An 18,700-nucleotide genomic window follows, 5' to 3' on the forward strand; every position below is an offset into this window, starting at 1 on the left:
CCAATGGCCGCGTTGCGCCAGGTGGAGGCGATGCTATCATCTCGGCCCTGAGGAAAGGCCTTCGATGCATCCCGCCGCCAGACTGCAATTTGCCCGCATCGCCGACGAGTTCGCGCGATGGCGCGCCATTCCGGAACCGGAACGGCCGCCGGCGCCGGCGTGGTGGTGGGGACCAGCCTTCGAGCTGCGCGATGCCGCCGGTCCGCTGCCGCCCCATCGCTGTCGTCAGCTCCGGCTGCCCGACGGTGCGAGTTTTGCCGACGGCACCCGTGTGCTGCGCCAGACGCTGGCCGACCAGACCGTGCTGCCGTGGCCCTATGATTTCTCGCGCAAGATCGCATCGACCGATTCCGACGTGCGCGACCTGCCGGTGCAGCCGTCAGACGACAGCGCGTTTCCGCTCTAGATCCGGCCCGGCCTTGCCGATCGCCGCGTCGTCCAGCGTCGGCTGCAACGAAGGCGACGTCGGCACCGGCGCCTTCTTCAGAAGCTCGGCGAGGTCGCGCGGCGGCAGCGGCCGGCTGAACAGGAAGCCCTGCATCTCGTCGCAGGCATGCGCGCGCAGAAACTCCTGCTGCTCGGAGGTCTCGACACCCTCGGCGACGATGGTCATGCCGAGCGCCTTGCCCATGCTGATGATCGCCTGCGCGATCGCGACATCCTCGGAATCATCGGGCAGGTCACGCACAAAGGAGCGATCGATCTTGATGGTGTCGATCGGGAACTGCTTCATCAGCGACATCGACGAATAGCCGGTGCCGAAATCGTCGATCGCGAGGCGAATGCCGCGGTTCTGGATCGCGTCGAGCACACGGACCGCGCGCGTCACGTTGCGCATCACCATGCTCTCGGTGACCTCGAGCTGCAGCAGCGCCGGCGACATGCCGCTCGCCGCCAGCGCCTCGTCGATGTCGTCGAGCAGATTGGGATCGCCGAACTGCCGCGGCGACAGGTTGACCGCCATGGTCACCGCCTTGAGGCCGCGGTTCTGCCACGCCATGTTCTGCGCGCAGGCCTCCTTCAGCACCCAGCGGCCGATCGGCACGATCAGGCCGACTTCCTCGGCGAGCGGAATGAACTGGCCCGGCGACACCTTGCCGAGCTCGGGATGGGTCCAGCGCAACAGCGCCTCGACGCCGCTGATCTGCCCGCTCGCCATGTCGACCTTGGGCTGATACTCGAGCGAGAACTGGTTGCGCTCCAGCGCGCGCCGCAGCGCGCTCTCCATCGTCAGGCGCTCGATCGACTGCGCCCTCACCTCGTTGGAGAAGAAGCGGAAGCCGTTCTTGCCGTCCTCCTTGGCGAGATACATCGCCATGTCGGCATTCTTGGTCAGCGTCTGCACGTCGGAGCCGTCGGCGGGATACATCGCGATCCCGATCGATGCCGTGGTGTGGCACTCGTGTCCACTGATTTGCAGCGGCTGGCTGAGCGAGACCAGCAGATCGCCGGCAATCCGCTCGACGTCGTCACGTTCGGCCGCTTCCTCCAGGATGACCACGAATTCGTCGCCGCCGAGACGCGCCACCACGTCGCTCGCGCGCAACGATCCTCGCAGCCGCTCGGCGATCGCCACCAGCAGCATGTCGCCGGCATCGTGACCGAGCGAGTCGTTGATGATCTTGAAACGGTCGAGATCGATGAACAGCACCGCGAGCTGCCGGCGATGGCGATCCGCCGCCGAGATCGCGTGACGCAGCATCTCGTTGAACGTCTCGCGGTTCGGCAGATTGGTCAGGCTGTCATGCGAGGCAAGATATTCGATGCGCTCGTCGGCCTTGTGCTTCTCGTCGGCGCGATCGAAGCTCTCGAGCGCGAAGGCGAGATTGTCGGCCAGCCGCTGCAGCAGCTCGGCGAATTCCGGCGTGAAGGTGTCCTTCTCGGTCGCGACGAAGATCATGACCCCGACCACCCAGCCGCTGACGATCAGCGGGAACGAGGCGCCGGACTGCGTGCCGTCGAGGCGCGCCCGCTCATGGAAGGCGGCGGTCTCGGTATCGGCAAAATAGTCGTTGATGATGCAGGCCTTGCCGGACCGGAACGCCCTGCCGCAGGCACCGCGCCCTTCCGGATGCGCCTCGCTGATCGAGAGCGTCACCTGGCTCGCGCCTTCGGCCGACGGGCCCGCGATCGCGACGATCCGCAGATAGTCGCTTCCGGCCTGCGCAAGCGCGATGGTGGTCGAGGTGAACCTGCCACCGGTCGCGGCGGCCTCGCAGACCAGCTGATACAATTCGGTGCGGGACTTCGCCCGCATGATCGCCTCATTGGTCGCGCTCAGCGCAGCGAACATCCGCGACAGCCGCTCCTTCTGCTCGTCGGCCCGCGCCTTCTCGTCGGCGCGGTCGAAATTGGCGAGCGCAAACGAGACGTTCTCGGCGAGCCGCTGCAACAGCGCCATCATCTCGGGGCTGAAGGTGCCGAATTCGGCGGAGAGAAACACCAGCGCCCCAATCGCCTCACCGTTCTTGAGCAGCGGCAGCGCCGCGCCGGACTTGCTGCCGCTGTCGCGCACCACCGGATAGACATGCGATTCCGGTCCGAAGTCGCTCAGATAGTCGTTGCTGATGCAGGGCCTGCGGGTCCGGATCGCAACGCCGGTCAAAGTCTGTCCTTCCGGACGCGTCGCGTCGGCCGACAGCTGGACTTCGCGGGCGCGCACCCGGTCGGGGCCGGAGGCTGCCACATTGTCGAGGAAAACCTCGCCTGGGCGCACCAGCCTGATGGTGGCCGAGATGAACTGGCCGCCGACGGCTGCGGCATCGCAGACGAGATCGAACAGCTCGCTGCGGGATTTCGCCCGCATGATCGCCTCGTTGGTCGCGCTCAGCGCCGCGAACATCCGCCGCAGTCGTTCCTTCTGCTCTTCGGTCCGCGCCTTCTCGTCGGCGCGATCGAAGCTGCCGAGCGCATAGGAGACGTTGTCAGCGAGCCGCTGCAGCAGCTCGGCGAATTCAGCCGAGAAGGTGTTGCGCTTGGCCGCGATGAACAGCATCACGCCGACCGGCTCGTCGTCGACGATCAACGGAAACGCCGCGCCTGATCGCGCATCTTCGCGGTCAATCACATCACGGAACGGGCTGTTGGCGACATCGCTCAGGAAATCGTTGTTGATGCAGGCCCGCCGCGAGCGGAACGCCCGGCCGCAAACGCCGTGCCCCTCCGGGCGCGCCTCGCTGCGCGAGACGTTGAGGCGACGCGCATTCTCCGCGGTCGGACCGGCGACCGCCATCATCTCCAGGAAATCGTCTCCGGGCTTCGCGATCAGAATGCTGGTGGAGTTGAACCCGCCGCCATGCGCAGCCGCCGCGCAGACCAGTTCGAACATCTCGAGCCGCGACCGCGCGCGCATGATCGCCTCGTTGGTCGCACTCAGTGCCGCGAACATCCGTGACAGCCGTTCGCGCTCGGCATCGGCCCTGGCCTTCTCGGTGGCGCGGCCGAAATTGTCGAGCGCGACCGAGACGTTCTCGGCGATCCCCGCCAGCAGCGCGATGATCTCGCCGTCGCACGCCCAGGAGTTGCCGATGAAGAAGATCAGGACGCCGACGCTCCTGCCGAACCGGGTGAGCGGCAGCGCGACGCAGGCCATCAACCCGCCGCCGCCGGCCGGCTCCTGCGACGAGCCCGTCGAGAGCGGAATGTCGCGCTCGACGCACGGCCGCTGGGTCCGGAACGCTTCGCCGCAGATACCCTTGCCGTAGACATTGTCCGGGTCGGTCGAGAAGCGCGTCTGCGTGATCAGCTCGATCGCCTCGCCGGTGCCGGCGACCGGCTCGAGCCAGTGCGTGTCGGGCTCGGCCAGCAGCACCACAGTCGCGAAGGATTTTCCGCTGAACACCGCGGCATCGCAGACCCGCTGATAGAGATCGTGCTCGGTCTTGGCGCGAAGGATCGCCTCGTTGGTTGCGCTGATCGCACCGAACATCCGGTTGAGCCGGCGCATCGCCCGCTCGCCGCTCTTGCGCGACGTCTCATGGTCGAAATTGTCCAGCGCATAGGAGACGTTCGCCGCGATGCGCCCCAGCAGCGAGACGATCTCCTCGCTGAGCGAATTGACCTCGCCGCGCGTCACCATGAAGACGCCGACACTGCGCCCGCCGCAGACCAGCGGCATCGCCGCAGCCGCGCCGACGCCGCCCGCCGCGGCACCGCTGCGCCAGGCCGCCGAACGGGGATCGTTGACATAGTCATTGCTGACGCAGGCGTTCTGATCGCGAAACGCACGCCCGGCGACGCCCTCGCCTTCCGGCATATTGGCGATCGTGGAAATGGTTATCCTGCGCAGACGTGCGACATCCTCGCCGCAACCGGCTGCGAAGGTCAGCAGACCGGTATCCGGCTCCAGCAAGAATACGGTCGCGGCCAGGAAGCTCCCGCTCGAGAACGCGGCTTCGCAGACCTTTCCGTACAGCTCTTCTGGTGATTTTGCGTACAGGATCGCTTCGTTGGTGGCATTCAACGCCGCGAATGTACGCCCGATGCTCGACTGCACGATTCCTGAAGGCCCCGGGGCCACCCCCTTCACACTGGAGCGGAACATTGCCCGCGATAGGCCTAAGTGGTGGTTAGCGTATCCGGCAAGTTGCAGGACAAAGTAAACGGCTGACGAACGCGGATGACGATTTTCCGGGATATTACGGACGCTGGTGTGTCAGCCTGAGGCGGCGCGCTGAACGGCCCGGATGGCCGCCGTGGTCAGCCCGCCGGAGCCGCCAAATTCCGCATCGCGACCGCGGCCGTTCCACTCGGTGAAATCATCGCCGCCAGCACCCTGCTGGCGGTATGGCGGACCGGATTTTCCGCCCTTGCTCGCACCTCGGCGCTTTGAGAGCATGAGGCTGACAACAGCAAGCAAGACCCGCGCATCACGCGGGCCGACCGCGAGGAAATTCCCATGCCGATCGTCCAGGCCGACCGTCTCACGCGCATCGGCGCAGCGCTCTTGAAAGGCGCCGGCGCATCGGAGGAGGAGGCGAGCGCCGTCGCCTCCGGTTGCGTCAACGCCAACCTTGCCGGGCACGACTCCCACGGCGTGATCGCGATCCCGACCTATATCGACCGGATCAAGGCCGGCCATATCGTGCCCGGCGCGAAATGGACCGTCGTGCAGGAAACCCCGACCACCACCGTGATCGACGGTCATTGGGGGTTCGGCTTCCACGTCAATGCCAAGGCGATGGAGATGACCATCAACAAGGCCAAGACCGGCAATGTCGCGGCCTGCACCGTGTTCCGGCAAAGCCATGTCGGCCGTCTCGCGCATTACCCGATGATGGCGATGCGCGAGGGCATGATCGGGATTGCCGCCGCCGATTCCGGCCGCTCGCCGAAGCATGTCGCACCGTTCGGCGGCCGCGAAGCCCGGCTCGGCACCAACCCGCTTTCGATCGCGGTGCCGTCCGATCTCGAGGCGCCGTTCTATTTGGACATGGCGACCTCGGCGGTCGCCGCCGGCAAGATCCAGCTCGCGGTGGCGCGCGGCGAGAGCATCCCGAAGGGCTGGATCATCGACGCCGATGGGCGCGACACCACCGATCCCAGGGATTACCGCAAGGGCGGCGCGCTGCTGCCGCTCGGCGGCAGCGAGGGCTACAAGGGCTCGGGCCTTGCCGCGATGGTCGAGGTGCTGTGCGGCCTGCTGACCGGGCTCGGCTTCGGTGTCGAGCCGACCGGCCGGCATAACGACGGCTGCTTCATGGCCGTGTTCAACGTCGCCGCGTTTCGTCCATTGCACGACTTCAAGAAGGAGGTCGCCGACTTCGCCCGCTACCTGAAATCGACGCCGCCCTCGGAAGGAAGCCGCGGCGTGTTCTATCCGGGCGAGGTCGAACATCTGCGCGAAGTCGAGCGGCGCAAGAACGGCATCGAGATCGAGGACGCGACCTGGGACAAGCTCAAGGCGCTCGCCGCCGACTACAAGCTGACCGACGAGCTCGGCCTTCGCTGATACATCCGGACACAGGAGAACGACATGACACGGCAAATGGCGCTGGTTGGCTTCTTGCAGGCGCAGAACTGCACCAACCTGCCGAGCTCCTGGCGCCACCCGGAGTCGCGCGATGACTCGATGTCCGCGGATTACTACCAGGAGATCGCGCGCATCCTGGAGCGCGGCAAGTTCCACATGGCGTTCTTCGACGACCGCCTCGCAATGCCCGACCGCTACGGCAACGATCACGCTCACACCGTCGAATATGGCATCCGATGCGTGAAGATGGACCCGATCGTGGTGCTGACCACGATGGGCATGGTCACCACCAGGCTCGGCCTCGCCTCGACCGCGTCCACCACCTATTTCGAGCCGTTCGACGTCGCCCGCCGCTTCGCCACCCTCGACCTGATGACGGGCGGCCGCGCCGCCTGGAACGTGGTGACCTCGGTCAATGACGGCGAGGCGCTCAACATGGGCCGCGAGCAACATCTCGAGCACGATCACCGCTACGACCGCGCGGATGAATTCATGGAGGTGGTGCTCGGCCACTGGGACGCATGGGAAGACGGCTCGCTGGTGATCGACAAGACGTCAGGCCGCTTTGCCGATCCAAGCAAGGTGAAGCGACTCGACCACAAGGGCGCATTCTTCACCTCGCGCGGCCCGTTCACGGTGCCGCGCTCGGCGCAGGGCCATCCGGTCGTGATCCAGGCCGGCGCGTCCGGCCGCGGCCAGCGCTTTGCCGGACGCTGGGGCGAGGTGATCTTCACCGCGGCACGCAACCTCGCCAATGCCAAGCAAGGCTATGACGCGATACGGGGCGAAGCCGCCAAGGCCGGGCGCGATCCCGACCAGATGTTCCTCTGCAACCTGATCACGCCGGTGACCGGCGCGACCAAGGCCGAGGCCGAAGACCGGATGGCGGTGATCCAGAAGCTGCCGCTCGAGATCGACGCGCTGTCGCTACTCGCCGAAGGCCTCAACTTCGATTTCGGCGCCAAGGGGATCGACGAACCGCTGACGACGGAGGAATTGCAGGGCATGCAAGGCATGCTCGGCATCCGCGACGGCGTGCTGCGCACCTCCGGCAAGACCAATCCCTCGACCCGCGACTTCATCACCTTCTCCGGCCGCGGCCAGGTGCAGGACGCGATGGTCGGTGGCCCGAAGGAGATCGCCGACCGGCTGGAGGAAATGTTTGTCAATCGCGGCTGCGACGGTTTTGTGGTCGCGGCGAGCTATGTGCCGGGCTCCTATGCCGACTTCGTCAATCACGTGGTGCCCGAATTGCAGAAGCGCGGGCTGTTCCACAAGGACTATGCCGGCACGACTTTGCGGGAAAACCTCGGGCTGAAGCGCCCGGCGGCCGGCGCCTGGAAAACCCGCGCGCAGGCCGCGGAATAAAGGGACATCATCATGCGCTGGCTGAAATTCACCGCCGCAGGTAATACATCCTGGGGCCTCGTCGAGGGCGACACCGTCATCACCGTCACCGGCGATCCGTTCGGTGAATGGAGCAAGACGTCGAAGACCCACGCGTTGAAGGACGTCAAGATCGAGCTGCCGCTGATCCCGCGAACCTTCTACTGCGTCGGGCTGAACTACCTGAAGCACCTCAAGGAGGCCGCCGACAAGGCCGGCACGGTGCCGAACGTCCCCGATCGTCCCGAGATCGGCTACCGCGCGCAGAACGCGCTGATCGCCCATGACGAGAACGTGGTGATCCCGGCGAGCGCGACCGAGAAGATCCATTACGAGGGCGAGCTCGTCGTCGTGATCGGCAAGACCGCCAAGCACCTGACCGAAGCCAACGCGATGGACTGCGTGTTCGGCTACACAATCGGCAACGACGTCTCCGAGCGCAGCTGGCAGAAGGCGGACCGCAGCCTGTGGCGCTCCAAGAACGCCGACACCTTCAAGCCGATGGGCCCGTGGATCGAGACCGACGTCGACCTCGACAGCATGGAGACCGCGATCCGCGTCAATGGAAAGGAGACCGGCCGCTTCCACACCAATGAGATGATCTTCGGCATCGTCCCCTTCCTCGTCGAGCTGTCGAAATACTTCACGCTGTCGCCGGGCGACGTGATCTGGATGGGCACCGACGGCGCCTCGCCTGACTTGAAGGAAGGCGACGTGGTCGAGATCGACATCACCGGGATCGGCACGCTGCGGAACAGGTTCGTGAAGGAGAAGATGTGAGACGGGTGGTTTTACCTCCGCTATTGTTGGCGCGCGTGCCTCATTTTCAGTGCCGTCCTGGCGAAAGCCAGGACCCATAACCACCGCATTCGATCGTGAACGGGACAGTGGCCTCGGCGTCGCGCAGCAATTGAGATTTGGGGTAATGGGTCCTGGCTTTCGTCAGGACGACGATCAGATAGTTCTCGATTCAAAATGCCGCACCACCGGTGTCATCACCCGCGAAAGCGGGTGATCCAGTATTCCAGAGACAGCAGTGCTTGAGCCGAGAGGCCGCGGCGTACTGGATCGCCCGGTCGAGCCGAGCGATGACAGTTGAAGATGGGGTTACAGCTTCGCGGCGTTGACCGCAGTACTCTCACCGCACAGCCGCCGGCCGGCGCTTCACGTGATCGATGAACGCACGCAGCTTCGGCATGATCTGGCGGTGGCTAGGATAATAGAGGAACACGCCGGGGGTCGTCGGCGCGAACGCATCCAGCACGCGAACGAGCCTTTTCTCCTTCACCGCGCCCGTGATCAGCGGCGCCGGCACTTGCGCCAGCCCGACGCCTTCGAGCGCCGCACCGACCAGCGTCGGGAAGTCATGGCCGATGAAGGAGCCGGACACGGCGAGCTCGATCGAACGGCCGTTGTCGTTCAGCGACCATGGGGCGAGCCCGCCGTTGGAGCGTCGCAGCCTGAGGCAGGCATGCGTGCGCAGATCGTCCGGGCGTTTGGGCCGGCCGCGGCGCGCGAGATAATCCGGGCTGCCGACGATCGCGAACGGGAACGGTTTGGTCAGGCGCACCGCGACCATGTCCGGGTTGATGAACTGGCCCATCCGGATGCCGGCATCGAAACCGCCGGCAGCGAGATCGACCAGCTCCTCGCTGGCGGCGAGCTCGACCTCGATCTCGGGATAGGCCTTGCAGAACGAGGCGATCAGCGGCTCCAGCAGGATCGGCACCACCGAGCGCGGCACGGTGAGCCGCAACAGCCCGGCCGGCTTCTGCCCGAGCTCGCGCGCCGCGCCGCTCGCGGCCACCAGTTCCTCGAATGCGGGCCTGGCGCGCGCCAAAAATCGCTCGCCGGCTTCGGTGAGGCCGACGCTGCGGGTAGTGCGGATGAACAGCACCGCGCCGAGGCGCGCCTCGAGCGCGCGTACCGCCTGGCTGATCGCCGATGGCGTCACCCCAAGCTCGGTCGCCGCACGGCGAAAGCTGCGGTGCTGGGCGACGCTGAGGAACGCCTCGACACCGTCGAGCGCGCCCTGCCGGACTGTGAAGTTCTGCTTCATGGCCTGTGAACATTATCGCGAATAGTCGCGCACGGGAAGCTGCCCTACATCGAAGCAGCAAGCAGCGCGATCTGCGCTGATCCACGCGACATCACGACGATGTCGTGAGCGGAGACATCCGACCGATGAAGACCATCCGTCACACCATCCTCGCCCTCACCCTCACTTTGACAGGCACTACCACCATGACCACTCCCTCCCCTGCGCAAGCCCAATCCCAATCACAAGTCCCCTCCACCATCACCACCGGCGTGATGGTCATCCTTACCGTGAAAGCCGGCGTCACCCGCGACCAGGTGATGGCCGTGATGCCGGATGAAATCCGCCAGACGGTGCAGCTCTATCTCGGCGGCAAGGTGCGTGAATGGTATTCGCGATCCGACGGGCGCGGCGTCGTGCTGCTGCTCGATGCCAAGGACACCGCCGAGGCGCACGCGATCATGGAAGGCCTGCCGCTGACCAAGCTCGACATCATGGACCACGATTACATCGCGGTCGGCCCGCTGCTGCCGCTCCGCCTGCTGGTCGGCAAGCCCTGAGCTCATTGCCAAGGTCGGACCCGATCGACGGGTTCGACCTTCCAGACCGAACGGATCATCACAAGGGAGCCGGCCGTGCCAGTCAGTCTCAACATCCCATTCCTGCTCAGCGTCGCCGGAGCATTCCTGACGAGTGCCGTGGTGGCAGTGACCTATGTCTGGCCGGCACTCCGCACCTGGCCGCGCCATGAGGCGCTGCGGCTGCTTGCGGCGTTCCATGCCTTCCGGTTTCTCGGGATGAACTTCCTGGTCACAGGCTTCGTGTCGCCGGAAGTGAACCCGGTGTTTGCCGGCGCGGTCGGCTGGGGCGATCTGACCGCCGCAATTCTCGCGCTGTTCGCGATGGCGGCACTGTCGTGGCGGTGGCCGATCGCGATTCCGATTGTCTGGGTCTTCAACATCTGGGGCACGCTCGATCTTCTCAACGCCTACTTCATGGGCGCGACGAAGAACGCGGATCCCGGCCTGTTCGGCGCCGGCATCTATATTCCGGCGCTCTACGTGCCGCTGCTGCTGGTCAGCCATGTCATGGTGTTCATGATCCTGATGCGGGCGAAGGCCGCGGAGGCGTAGGATCGGTGGAAGCGCAACACTGCATCAGCATCGTCGTCCCGGCCTAGTGCGCAATTGCGCAAGGGGGCCGGGACGACGGCGAGCATGTGGCAGGGCCATCACGTCGTCTCAAAACGGCAGCGCCACGCCGGTCTTGATTTCCTTCAGGATCACATTGGTGCGGACGTGGCGGATGCCCGGGATGCGGAACATGAACTCGTCGAGGAATCTGTTGTAGGCGTCCATGTCACGCACGACGACGCGCAGATGATAATCGGCGTCGCCTGTGGTCGCGAAGCATTCCAGCACCTCGCGGCGCTGCGTCACCCGCGCGACGAACTCGTCGACGAATTTGACGTCGTGCCGCTCCAACGAGACGTGCAGGATCGCCGAGGTGGCAAAGCCGGCGCGCTCGCGCGCCACCAGCGCCGAATAGCCCGAGATGACGCCGGCCTCCTCCAGCGCGCGGACCCGGCGCCAGCACGCGGAAGTCGACATGCCCACGGTTTCCGCAAGCTGCTGGTTGGTGGCGCGACCATCCTTTTGCAGTTCGGCAAGGATTTTCTCGTCTTGCTCTTCGACCATCGCGAGGCTCCGATTTGGTATACTTTACCAAATTACAGCCAACCTAGCAATTTTTTGCCGATTTTCGCTCGCACAACGAATAGATAGGTAAGACCTACCAGCCCCGCAGGCATAGCCTTGTTCGGTCAGACATCGCGATTCCCCGAGGGACCGATCATGGGCCAGATGCCGCTGCTTGACGCCTACCAGTTGTCCGAGCGCTACAGCCGGGAACGCGGTCGCGTCTTCCTCACCGGTACGCAGGCGATCGTCCGCATCGCGCTCGACCAGATCAGGCGCGATCGCGCGAGCGGACTCAACACCGCGGGCTTCATCTCCGGCTATCGCGGCTCGCCGCTCGGCGGCGTCGATCTCGAATTGTGGAAGATCAAGCAGCTGCTGAAGGACAGCCGCATCGAATTCCTGCCCGCGGTGAACGAAGACCTTGCGGCAACCGCCGTGCTCGGCTCGCAGCAGGTCGAGACGCAGAAAGACCGCGAGGTCGATGGCGTGTTCGGGCTGTGGTACGGCAAGGGCCCCGGCGTCGATCGCTCGGGCGATGCGCTGAAGCACGGCAATGCCTATGGCTCCTCGCCGCATGGCGGCGTGCTGGTCGTCGCCGGCGACGATCATGGCTGCGTGTCGTCGTCGATGCCGCACCAATCGGATGTGGCCTTCATGAGCTGGTTCATGCCGACGCTGCATCCGGCCGATGTCGGCGAATATCTCGCGTTCGGCGAATATGGCTACGCGCTGAGCCGCTTTTCCGGCATGTGGGTCGGCTTCAAGGCGATCTCGGAGATCGTGGAGTCCGGCGCCTCGGTCGAGCTGCCCGCCCCGCGCCGTTTCATCCAGCCGGATTTCGTGCCCCCGCCCGGCGGCCTGCATTATCGCTGGCCGGACCTGCCGGGCCCGCAAATTGAGGAGCGGCTGGAAGCCAAGAAGCACGCGGTCTACGCGTTTGCAAAAGCCAATCCGATCGACCGCCGCATCTACGACATCAAGGGCGCAAGCTACGGCATCGTCACCACGGGCAAGGCGCATCTCGATCTGATGGAGGCGCTGCGGCTGGTTGGACTCGACGAGGCCGCCTGCCGCCGCTTCGGCATCGACATCTACAAGGTCGGCATGGTGTGGCCGCTCGCGCTTCACGATGCGATGGAGTTCGTGACGGGCAAGCGCGAGATCCTGGTGGTCGAGGAGAAGCGCGGCATCATCGAGAGCCAATTCAAGGAATATTTCTACGACTATCCCGGCGCCAAGCCGGAGCGGATGGTCGGCAAGCACGACGAAACCGGCGCGCGGCTGATCTCCTGGACCGGCGAGTTGTCACCGCGCATGCTCGCCGACGTGCTGGCGCGGCGGCTCGACCCAATGTTTCCGGAGCTGCGGTTGGCACAACGCGTCGCCGCGCTCAGGCCCGAGCGGGACCGCAGCATCGCGGTGCCGGGCGCTGTGCGCACGCCGTATTTCTGCTCGGGCTGCCCGCACAATACGTCGACCAAGGTGCCCGAGGGCTCCAAGGCGCTGGCCGGCATCGGCTGCCATTTCATGGCGAGCTGGATGGACCGCGAAACCTCGTCGCTGATCCAGATGGGCGGCGAAGGCGTCAACTGGGCCGCGTCGTCGAAATTCACCGGCAACAGCCATGTATTTCAGAACCTCGGCGAAGGCACCTATTATCATTCCGGCTCGATGGCGATCCGGCAGGCAATCGCCGCGAATGCCAACATCACCTACAAGATCCTGTTCAATGACGCAGTCGCGATGACCGGCGGCCAGCCGGTCGACGGCCCGGTCAGCGTGCAGGCGATCGCCCACTCTGTGCGCGCCGAGGGCGTGTCGCGCATCGCGTTGGTTTCGGATGATCCGGCGCACTTTTCGCCGGCCGACCTGCCGGTAGGCGTCACCATCCATCCTCGCGAGGAGATGGACGCCGTGCAGCGCGAACTGCGCGAGATATCGGGCGTCACCGTGCTGATCTATCAGCAGACCTGCGCCACCGAGAAGCGCCGCCGCCGCAAGCGTGGCACGATCAAGGACCCCGCACGCTTCGCCTACATCAACGACCTCGTCTGCGAGGGGTGCGGCGATTGCTCGGTGGAATCCAATTGCCTCAGCGTCGAGCCGAAGGAGACGCCGTTCGGCCGCAAGCGCAAGATCAACCTCTCGACCTGCAACAAGGATTTTTCCTGCCTCAACGGCTTCTGCCCGAGTTTTGTCACCATCGAGGGCGGCAGGCGCCGGGCGAAGACCGCGAGCGCGATCGATCCGCTGGCGCGCGCTGCCGCGCTGCCGGCGCCGGAGTTCGCGGCGCTCGACGAGCCCTATGATCTGCTGGTCACCGGCGTGGGCGGCACCGGCGTCATCACGGTCGGCGCGCTGATCGCAATGGCCGCGCATCTCGAGGGCTGCGGCGTCTCGGTGCTCGACTTCACCGGCTTCGCGCAGAAGTTCGGCCCCGTGCTGAGCTTCCTGCGGCTGGCGGCGGCACCCGACGCGCTGCATCAAGTGCGGATCGACCAGGGCGCAGCGGATGCGCTGATCGGCTGCGATCTCGTGGTGAGCTCGTCCGCGAAAGCCTCCGGCACCTACCGCAAGGGCATGCGCGCCGTGGTCAACACCGCGGAGATGCCGACCGGCGACGTGGTGCGCTTCCGCGATGCCGATCTCGCCTCGCCGGTTCGCCTGCGCGCCATCGAGCGGGTGATCGGGTCGGGCAACCTCTCCGCCATCGACGCCAATGCACTGGCCGAGCGGCTGCTTGGTGACAGCGTCTACGCCAATATCATGATGCTCGGCTTTGCCTGGCAGCAGGGCTTGGTGCCGGTGTCGCTGGACGCGCTGACCCGCGCGATCGAGCTGAACGGCGTCGCCGTCGAGCGCAACAAGCAGGCGCTGGCCTGGGGCAGGCTCGCCTTTGCCGATCCGGATTTCCTGCCGAAGGCAGACGGTGCTGCGGCCAATGCGCCGGAGACGCTGGAACAGATGATCGCGCGCCGCGTGGACTTTCTCATCGGCTATCAGGACGCGGCCTACGCCGCGCGCTACCGCGCCACGGTCGATCGCGTCCGCCACGCCGAGGCCGCGCTTGGCAGCGAGACACTGACCGACGCCGTGGCACGGTCGCTGTTCAAGCTGATGGCCTACAAGGACGAATACGAGGTGGCGCGGCTGCATATGCAGACCGGGTTCCTCGACGATCTCAAGCGCGAGTTCGATGGCGACTTCACAGTGCAGTACCATCTCGCACCGCCCTTCCTCCCGGCGCGGCAGGATGCACGCGGCCGCCCGCGCAAGCGCGCGTTCGGGCAATGGATCCAGACGCCGCTGCGGCTGCTCGCGGGCCTGAAGGGGCTGCGCGGCACTGCGTTCGACGTATTCGGCTACACCGCAGAACGCCGCGCCGAGCGCGAGCAGATCACGTGGTACGAGGCGCTGATCGATATGATCGTCGGCAAGCTCGACGCCGCGCGGTTGCCCGATCTCACAGCGATCGCAAAGGCGCCGATGGAAATCCGCGGCTATGGACCGGTCAAGGATGCCGCAATCGAAAAGACCAGGGCGGAGGTGGCGCGGTTGACCGCGCTTCTCACCTCCGCCCCGTCAGACGCAGCCGACGGCTCAGGCCGCCGCGCCGCGCTTGGCGGGTGAGATCACGCCGACCACGACGGTCGCAATCACCGCCACCACGATGTTGAGCAACAGCGCGCCGAGACCGACATAGAAGGTGTAGGTGGCATCGCCGAGCGAGATGCTAGCGAGTGGCTTCAGCCCGTTGCTCCACGCCGTGTAGGTGCCCCAGCCGATGCCGGCGGCCCAGCCGAGCAGCAGGCCCTCAGCACGGAACCAGACCGTGAACAGGCCGAACACCAGTGCCGGCAGCGTCTGCACGATCCAGAGGCCGCCAAGCAGTTGCAGATCGAGCGCATATTGTGTCGGCAGGAACAGGATGAAGGCCAGCGCGCCGACCTTCACCACCAGCGAGGTGATCTTCGCCACCGACGCTTCACCGGCATGCGAGATGTCCGGATTGACGTAGGACTTCCAGACATTGCGGGTGAACAGATTGGCGGCGCCGATGCTCATCACCGCGGCCGGCACCAGTGCGCCGATCGCGATCGCCGAGAACGCAAAGCCCGCGAACCATTCCGGGAATAGCGTCTTGAACAGCGTCGGCACCACGTCGTTCGGCGACGTCACCTTGATGTTGGCGGCATACGCCATGTAGCCGAGCAGCGCGATCAGGCCGAGCAGCAGCGTATAGGCCGGCAGCAGGATCGCGTTCTTGCGGATCGTATCCGCCGACTTCGAGGCGAAGATGCCGGTCAGCGTGTGCGGATACATGAAGGCGGCGAGCGCCGAACCGAGCGCCAATGTCGCATACGGCAGATACTGCGATGGTTTCAGAATCAGGCCGGTGGCGCCGCCCTTGGCCGTGAAGGCATCGTTGGCCGCGGAGAACACCGCGCCGTAGCCGCCGAGCTTCGCGGGCACCACGACCACGGCGGTCAGCACCACGATGTAGATCATGATGTCCTTGACGAAGGCGATCAGCGCCGGCGCGCGCAGGCCGGAGCTATAAGTATAGAGCGCGAGGATCACGAAGGCGGCGACGATCGGAAGTTCGCCGGTCAGGCCCATCGCCTTGATCACGACCTCCATGCCGATCAGCTGCAACGCGATATAGGGCATGGTCGCGACCAGGCCGGTCAGCGCCACCGCGAGCTCGAGCGCACGCGAGCCGTAGGCGCCGTGGACGACGTCGGCAGCTGTCACGTAGCCATTGGCATGCGCCTTCTTCCACAGCACTGGCATCACGGCGAATACGAAGGGATAGACGATGATGGTGTAGGGCAGCGCGAAGAAGCCATAGGCGCCGACCGCATAGACCAGCGCCGGCACCGCGATCACGGTGTAGGCGGTGTAGAAATCGCCGCCGACGAGGAACCAGGTGATCCAGGTGCCGAACTGACGGCCGCCGAGGCCCCATTCGTCGAGATGCTCGCTGACCGGGCCGGATTTCCAGCGCGCGGCGAAGAAGCCCATCACGGTGACGAGCGCGAAGAAGAAGATGAAGACGGAGAGCGCCACCCAGGCGATATGATCGGTCATGGCTCTCCTCTCACCGCTGCTCGTCGGCGTCGGGCTGGCGGCTGCGATAGACCAGCCAGATCAGGAGCGAGGAGATCGGTACCCAGGCGAGCTGGTACCAGTAGAAGAACGGAAAGCCGAACAGCGACGGTTCGACGAAATTATAGAACGGCACCCACAGCAAGCCGATGAACGGCAGCAGCAACAGAATCCACATGGCTCTCTCCCAGCCCGGGGTGTGATCCAACCCGGCAGGGTTGCCGGTGTCCCGTCATCAACGACCTCGGGAACCATTCGTTGCGTCTAGAATCACAGTTGCGGCATGGCGATGCAAAAAGATGTGATCGCTGCGCCAGGCAGGCAGCCTACTCGGCTTTGATGCCGGCGTCCTCGATCACCTTGCGCCAGCGCGCCTCTTCACCGGCAAAGTAGCGGTCGAGCGCGGCCGGGGGCTGCGCCACCATCACGAGGCCCTCATTGACGCTGAGCTTCTTGAAGGCCTCCGCCTGCACCGCTTTGGCAGCAGATTTGTTGAGGCGATCGATGACCTCGGGCGGCGTGTTCGCTGGTGCGTAAAGGCCGTACCAGGATTCCGCGGCGTAGCCGGGCACACCGGCTTCCGACACCGTCGGCAGTTGCGGGAATGACGGCGAGCGCTCGGCCGAGGTCACGGCGATCGCACGCAGCTGCCCGGCCTCGACCAGCGAGGCACAGCTTGCGACCGTCGTGAACATCACCTGGATCTGGCCGCCCAGCAGGTCGGTGATCCCTGGCGCCGCACCCTTGTAGGGCACGGTGGTGAGATTGACGGAGGCCATGTGCTTGAACAGCTCACCGGCGAGATGCGCCGAGGTGCCGGTGCCGTAAGTCCCGTAGGACAATTTTTCCGGATCGGCCTTCGCGGCAGCGATCAAATCGGCGATCGACTTGATCGGCGAGGACGGATTGACCACCACGACATTGAAGGAGCGCGCCACCAGCGCCACGGGGGCAAAATCCTTGTGCGCGTCGTAGGGCAGCTTGCGATAGAGGCTCGGATTGACCGCGTTGGCGAAGGTCGCCATCAGCAGCGTGTAGCCGTCCGGCGGGCTCGCCGCGACGCTCTGCGTGCCGATGATGGTGCCCGCCCCCGGCTTGTTTTCGATGATGACGGTGACGCCGAGATCCTTCTGCAGCTCCTGCGCCAGCGTGCGCGCCACCACATCGGTGCCGCCGCCCGGCGCGAACGGCACCACGATCTTGACGATGTGGTCGGGATAGGCGGCGAGTGCCGGCGCCTGCAACAGCAGGTTTGCTGCAATCGCGAACAGGATGGCGGTCAGGACACGAAGCGGCATGGCAGGCCCCGGCAGATGAGGCGACCTTGATACACGGGAGCGCCATGCAAGGGATGCCGGGGCGCCATGACACCGCAAAGAACGCGGGCTGCCAGTCCCGTCATCCCCGCGCAAAGCCTTTGCCTTTGTCGCTGGAGGTGGCCGCTTCTTCAGCGGCCCTCGAAGGATGGACGGCCAGCAGCCGGGCCGATTCATCCTTCGAGGCTCGCAAGAGCTCGCACCTAAGGATGACGGGGTAGCGTCGCGCTAGCAAAACGCAAACGTGCGCGCCCCGCACCCCTCACGAATACGGATTGATCAGCTTCTGCTGCTCGGTGGCGTGATGCACCAGGAGATCGATGAAGGTGCGCACCTTCGCCGAGAGATGATGGCGGTGCGGATAGACGGCGTTCATGGTCAACTCGACCGGCCGGTACTCGGGCAGCAGGCGGACCAGTTGGCCGGATTCGAGCTCGTCGCGCACCAGGAAGCCTGCCGCGAGGAACACGCCGACGCCGGCCAAGGCCGCGAGCCGCAGCGTGTCGCCGCTGTTGGCGACCAGATTGCCGCTGACCTTCACCGAGGCCGGCGTGCCCTTGCGGTCGACGAAATGCCAGTCGTCGCCATAGGGATAATTGACGTGACGGATGCAGTTGCGTTCCGCGAGGTCGGCGAGCTGCGCGGGCTTGCCGTGCTGTTCGACATAGCCGTGCGAGCAGCACAGCACATGCCGCCAGGTAGCGATGCTGCGCACGATCAGGCTGGAATCCGGCGGCGGCAGCATCCGCACCGCGAGGTCGTAATTCTCGTCGATCAGGTCGACATTGCGCTCGCCGATCGCGAGGTCGACCTTGACCTCCGGATAGGTCGCCAGGAACTCGACCACCGCGGGCGACAGGAACTGCGCCAAATGGGTGTTAGTGTAGATGCGCAGCGTGCCGCGCGGCACCGACTGCAATGCGCCGGCGACGTCGTCGGCCTGCTCGATATCGGCGAGGATCTGGACGCAACGGTCGTAATAGGCTTGGCCGACCTCGGTGAGGCTGACCTTGCGCGTGGTGCGGTTGAGCAGCCGGGCGCCAAGCCGGTCCTCCAGCGACTGCACATGGTTGCTCACCATGGTGGTGGACATGTTGAGTTTGCGGCCGGCCGCGGAGAAGCCGCCGGCATCCACGACCCGGACGAAGGCGGTCAGGCTGGTCAGGCGATCCATGCAGGC

The 18,700-nt window shown here is 65.4% G+C and carries 14 protein-coding genes; 7 read left to right on the top strand and 7 right to left on the bottom strand.

Annotated features, from left to right (window positions below; all coding sequences use genetic code 11):
• Positions 1 to 64: 64 nt before the first annotated feature.
• On the top strand, positions 65 to 406 hold the full coding sequence (locus tag JQ616_RS01955; RefSeq protein WP_212011816.1) for a hypothetical protein: 342 nt from the start codon (positions 65 to 67) through the stop codon (positions 404 to 406).
• Here JQ616_RS01955 and JQ616_RS01960 read toward each other — a convergent pair.
• Positions 380 to 4,495, bottom strand: coding sequence for a bifunctional diguanylate cyclase/phosphodiesterase (locus JQ616_RS01960; protein ID WP_212011817.1), 4,116 nt, complete (start codon positions 4,493 to 4,495; stop codon positions 380 to 382). The two genes, JQ616_RS01955 and JQ616_RS01960, sit on opposite strands and share 27 nt — an antisense overlap.
• 402 nt (positions 4,496 to 4,897) lie before the next feature.
• Here JQ616_RS01960 and JQ616_RS01965 point away from each other — a divergent pair, with 402 nt between their 5' ends.
• From JQ616_RS01965 to JQ616_RS01975, 3 genes are read left to right on the top strand one after another with little or no spacing between them, the layout of a single operon-like run.
• The gene (locus JQ616_RS01965; protein ID WP_212011818.1) at positions 4,898 to 5,950 is read left to right on the top strand and encodes an Ldh family oxidoreductase; all 1,053 of its coding nucleotides are present in this window, start codon (positions 4,898 to 4,900) and stop codon (positions 5,948 to 5,950) included.
• Between the two features lie 24 nt (positions 5,951 to 5,974).
• Positions 5,975 to 7,339: an LLM class flavin-dependent oxidoreductase gene (locus JQ616_RS01970; RefSeq protein ID WP_212011819.1), complete on the top strand. Its 1,365-nt coding sequence runs from the start codon at positions 5,975 to 5,977 to the stop codon at positions 7,337 to 7,339.
• Positions 7,340 to 7,351: 12 nt separating this feature from the next.
• Positions 7,352 to 8,137, top strand: coding sequence for a fumarylacetoacetate hydrolase family protein (locus tag JQ616_RS01975; protein WP_212011821.1), 786 nt, complete (start codon positions 7,352 to 7,354; stop codon positions 8,135 to 8,137).
• A gap of 358 nt (positions 8,138 to 8,495) precedes the next feature.
• Here the strand turns inward: JQ616_RS01975 and JQ616_RS01980 are convergent, their stop codons facing one another.
• Positions 8,496 to 9,416, bottom strand: a complete 921-nt coding sequence (locus tag JQ616_RS01980) for a LysR family transcriptional regulator (RefSeq protein ID WP_212011823.1) — start codon at positions 9,414 to 9,416, stop codon at positions 8,496 to 8,498.
• A 125-nt stretch (positions 9,417 to 9,541) separates the two neighbouring features.
• On the opposite strand from JQ616_RS01980, the gene JQ616_RS01985 reads away from it, so the two are divergent.
• Both JQ616_RS01985 and JQ616_RS01990 read left to right on the top strand, forming a co-directional pair.
• Positions 9,542 to 9,955, top strand: a complete 414-nt coding sequence (locus JQ616_RS01985; protein ID WP_249136329.1) for a hypothetical protein — start codon at positions 9,542 to 9,544, stop codon at positions 9,953 to 9,955.
• 75 nt (positions 9,956 to 10,030) lie between these two features.
• Positions 10,031 to 10,528 (top strand): hypothetical protein, encoded by a 498-nt coding sequence (locus JQ616_RS01990; RefSeq protein WP_212011824.1) that lies wholly within the window; start codon positions 10,031 to 10,033, stop codon positions 10,526 to 10,528.
• Between the two features lie 108 nt (positions 10,529 to 10,636).
• On the opposite strand, the gene JQ616_RS01995 is transcribed toward JQ616_RS01990, so the two are convergent.
• Entirely contained in the window at positions 10,637 to 11,092 is a 456-nt protein-coding gene (locus JQ616_RS01995) for an Lrp/AsnC family transcriptional regulator (RefSeq protein ID WP_050403758.1), read from the bottom strand.
• A gap of 156 nt (positions 11,093 to 11,248) precedes the next feature.
• On the opposite strand from JQ616_RS01995, the gene JQ616_RS02000 reads away from it, so the two are divergent.
• Positions 11,249 to 14,725 (top strand): indolepyruvate ferredoxin oxidoreductase family protein, encoded by a 3,477-nt coding sequence (locus tag JQ616_RS02000; RefSeq protein ID WP_212011825.1) that lies wholly within the window; start codon positions 11,249 to 11,251, stop codon positions 14,723 to 14,725.
• Here JQ616_RS02000 and mctP read toward each other — a convergent pair.
• The 4 genes from mctP to JQ616_RS02020 form a co-directional block, all read right to left on the bottom strand.
• Positions 14,696 to 16,186, bottom strand: a complete 1,491-nt coding sequence (mctP, locus tag JQ616_RS02005) for a monocarboxylate uptake permease MctP (RefSeq protein WP_212011826.1) — start codon at positions 16,184 to 16,186, stop codon at positions 14,696 to 14,698. The genes JQ616_RS02000 and mctP overlap by 30 nt on opposite strands.
• A gap of 10 nt (positions 16,187 to 16,196) precedes the next feature.
• The gene (locus JQ616_RS02010; protein WP_163160910.1) at positions 16,197 to 16,382 is read right to left on the bottom strand and encodes a DUF3311 domain-containing protein; all 186 of its coding nucleotides are present in this window, start codon (positions 16,380 to 16,382) and stop codon (positions 16,197 to 16,199) included.
• A 148-nt stretch (positions 16,383 to 16,530) separates the two neighbouring features.
• Complete coding sequence (locus JQ616_RS02015) at positions 16,531 to 17,502, bottom strand: tripartite tricarboxylate transporter substrate binding protein (protein WP_212011827.1); 972 nt, start codon at positions 17,500 to 17,502, stop codon at positions 16,531 to 16,533.
• Between the two features lie 280 nt (positions 17,503 to 17,782).
• Positions 17,783 to 18,694 (bottom strand): LysR family transcriptional regulator, encoded by a 912-nt coding sequence (locus tag JQ616_RS02020; protein ID WP_212011828.1) that lies wholly within the window; start codon positions 18,692 to 18,694, stop codon positions 17,783 to 17,785.
• Positions 18,695 to 18,700 lie beyond the last annotated feature (6 nt).

This window comes from Bradyrhizobium tropiciagri (genome assembly GCF_018130545.1).
Classification (GTDB): Bacteria; Pseudomonadota; Alphaproteobacteria; order Rhizobiales; family Xanthobacteraceae; genus Bradyrhizobium; species Bradyrhizobium tropiciagri_A.

What these genes read in the sequence shown, in the direction of transcription:
- JQ616_RS01955 (WP_212011816.1), top strand. Translation starts at nt 65, where the DNA reads ATGCATCCCGCCGCCAGACTGCAATTTGCCCGCATCGCCGACGAGTTC.
- JQ616_RS01970 (WP_212011819.1), top strand. Translation starts at nt 5,975, where the DNA reads ATGACACGGCAAATGGCGCTGGTTGGCTTCTTGCAGGCGCAGAACTGC.
- JQ616_RS01985 (WP_249136329.1), top strand. Translation starts at nt 9,542, where the DNA reads ATGAAGACCATCCGTCACACCATCCTCGCCCTCACCCTCACTTTGACA.
- JQ616_RS02000 (WP_212011825.1), top strand. Translation starts at nt 11,249, where the DNA reads ATGGGCCAGATGCCGCTGCTTGACGCCTACCAGTTGTCCGAGCGCTAC.
- JQ616_RS02010 (WP_163160910.1), bottom strand. Translation starts at nt 16,382, where the DNA reads ATGTGGATTCTGTTGCTGCTGCCGTTCATCGGCTTGCTGTGGGTGCCG.
- JQ616_RS02015 (WP_212011827.1), bottom strand. Translation starts at nt 17,502, where the DNA reads ATGCCGCTTCGTGTCCTGACCGCCATCCTGTTCGCGATTGCAGCAAAC.
- JQ616_RS02020 (WP_212011828.1), bottom strand. Translation starts at nt 18,694, where the DNA reads ATGGATCGCCTGACCAGCCTGACCGCCTTCGTCCGGGTCGTGGATGCC.
- JQ616_RS01975 (WP_212011821.1), top strand. Translation starts at nt 7,352, where the DNA reads ATGCGCTGGCTGAAATTCACCGCCGCAGGTAATACATCCTGGGGCCTC.
- JQ616_RS01995 (WP_050403758.1), bottom strand. Translation starts at nt 11,092, where the DNA reads ATGGTCGAAGAGCAAGACGAGAAAATCCTTGCCGAACTGCAAAAGGAT.
- mctP (WP_212011826.1), bottom strand. Translation starts at nt 16,186, where the DNA reads ATGACCGATCATATCGCCTGGGTGGCGCTCTCCGTCTTCATCTTCTTC.
- JQ616_RS01980 (WP_212011823.1), bottom strand. Translation starts at nt 9,416, where the DNA reads ATGAAGCAGAACTTCACAGTCCGGCAGGGCGCGCTCGACGGTGTCGAG.
- JQ616_RS01965 (WP_212011818.1), top strand. Translation starts at nt 4,898, where the DNA reads ATGCCGATCGTCCAGGCCGACCGTCTCACGCGCATCGGCGCAGCGCTC.